This is a genomic window from Bacteroides xylanisolvens XB1A (assembly GCF_000210075.1).
Lineage (GTDB): Bacteria > Bacteroidota > Bacteroidia > Bacteroidales > Bacteroidaceae > Bacteroides > Bacteroides xylanisolvens.
Map to the genome: position 1 here is coordinate 183,899 of NC_021017.1, position 2,224 is coordinate 186,122.

The window sequence follows — 2,224 nt, forward strand, 5'->3', positions numbered from 1 at the left end:
TTTCGCATTGAGAACTACAGGAGGATTTGCTAATACAATTCTAGAAATAGGTGGTGGATCTTATGCTTTGGTTATCTTCTTATTTTTATCGTCTTATGGCATTGCGAAATCGGAAATAAAACATCCCACTACGATTGTTGTATATGCAAAAAAGAGGATATGGAAATTGATGTTCCCTTATATTATTATTACGGTAATAGCTATTGGAATTTATTTTCTTGTAGGAGCAAATGCGGATCCTGAAGAATTGAAAGCTGCTAGGGTTAATGTTGCATTCGTAGAGTTAGGACAACATAGAACGAATTTTACAGATATATATAGATATATAGTAGGTTGTAAAACTTTTAGTAGTTCAATGTGGTTTGTCGGTGTGACACTTTGCTCATACTTAATTTTTGGGATTGCTAAAAGTCTTGCAACGATAAATGGAAAATATGAAGTGATGAATAAAAGAGGTTTTTACTCACAATCTATATTTTATTATTAACATTGTTTGCAGTGTTTACATATACACGACCTGATGATTTTCCTGCTCACTATTATCGAAATTTATGGGTGCTTGTATTAGGATTGTGGGTTGCATTATACGAAAATGAAATACTTAAGAAGTCTTTAGAGAATAAAATGGGACTATATTTTATTGTCAATGTACTGATGATATTGTGGGTGTTTATAACATCATCAGGAGATAAATATTATGTTATTTTTGTCAACTTAGGTTTCTTCTCAATTTTGCTGTCGAATGAGCTTTTTAAAAAGTTTTCATTAAAGCGCAATAGCATGATACTGTATCTTGCTGGCATTTCATATTATATCTATCTAATTCATGATAAGGTGCTTACTATAACATGGTGGTATTTTGGGTATATATCATCGATTTTAATTGTTATCGTTTGCTTGATTCTTTCAATTATAACAAATAGATTTGTTAATTATGTTTTACGTAAGTAGATGTTATTGGAAAAGAATTTTTTCTATCCTTTTTTCAGCAAGGAATAAAGTTTATGTTTTGTGTCATCCTATCCATTCTAATTTGGGGGACCAAGCACAGCTTATGTGTACTGACAAATGGATAAAGGAAAATTATCCTTCTTATCAAATTATACATTTAGGATATTTGAAGCCAACACTCAATTTATCTAATAATGCTAGGTCATTGTTAACTGAATTTTCCTATCGTTTGACCTTGGTAGTTCTTAAACTCAAAATGAAAAGAAATGACATATTGTTGGGACATAGTGGCTATTTCATGGTGGATCATCATAACGGTTGGAAGATGTTTACAGATATGATGGGGTATTTCCCCAACAATAGGATGCTGATATTTCCACAGACAATTAATTTCCATACTCCGATAATCCAACAGTTCGTTTCTAATTGTTTCGCTAAGAATAAAAATACCATTCTTTTGTGTCGAGATAAGATTTCTTATAAAAAAGCGCAGGAATTATTTTCTTCTACGCCTTTACTCCTTTATCCAGATATTGTGACCTCATTAATTGGAACCAAATCTTATAATACGGAGAGAGAAGGAGTCTTGTTCTGTATGAGAGACGATATTGAGACATTTTATAAAGAAGAAGAGATAGATAAGCTTATGGGGCGTTTTGGAAGCCTTAGAAAAGAAAAGGTTGACACAACATTAAAAGGAGTACCTTGTGAAGAACTGGACAAACACCGTGATGAAATTATATACGGTATGATTAGTAAGTTTGCTACTTACAGAGTGGTAATTACCGACCGTTATCATGGTACAATATTTTCTGCTATTGCTAATACACCTGTCATAGTTCTTAATTCTGCTGACCATAAACTTAGCAGTGGAGTTAAATGGTTTCCGGAAGAAGAATATCACGATGCTGTTCAATATGCCCAAAGCTTAAATGATGCATATCTTAAGGCCCAGGCAATATTGAGTCAAAAAGACAGAACTTATAAAAATCCGCCATATTTTAGAAATCAATATTGGGATAAGTTGAAGGATATTTTGGACAAGAAATAAATCATCTCATAAAGAATAGCATGAAAGTATTGCATATATGTACCACTGATAGTGGTGGTGCAGGGTTGTGTTGTTTGAGAATTCATGAATCTCTGTTGAAGCAAGGGGTAGACAGTAAAGTTTTGGTGTTAGAAAAAAGAAGCCCGAACGCGAGAGTTTTTGAATATGGAAGATGGAAAAATCTCTATGGAAGGCATTTAACAAAGTACTAAGGTTATTACA

At 32.8% G+C, this 2,224-nt stretch carries 3 protein-coding genes; all 3 read left to right on the top strand.

Annotated elements, in window-relative coordinates; translation table 11 throughout:
- A partial coding sequence (locus BXY_RS00735; protein ID WP_208946700.1) for a hypothetical protein occupies positions 1-487 on the top strand: 487 nt, incomplete at its 5' end.
- Between the two features lie 11 nt (positions 488-498).
- On the top strand, positions 499-951 hold the full coding sequence (locus BXY_RS23840; protein ID WP_353845438.1) for an acyltransferase family protein: 453 nt from the start codon (positions 499-501) through the stop codon (positions 949-951).
- Positions 935-2,002 carry a polysaccharide pyruvyl transferase family protein gene (locus tag BXY_RS00745; protein ID WP_208946701.1) on the top strand — a complete coding sequence of 356 codons (1,068 nt, stop codon included), beginning with the start codon at positions 935-937 and terminating at the stop codon, positions 2,000-2,002. The genes BXY_RS23840 and BXY_RS00745 overlap by 17 nt, the downstream gene beginning before the upstream one ends.
- The last annotated feature ends 222 nt before the right edge of the window (positions 2,003-2,224 follow it).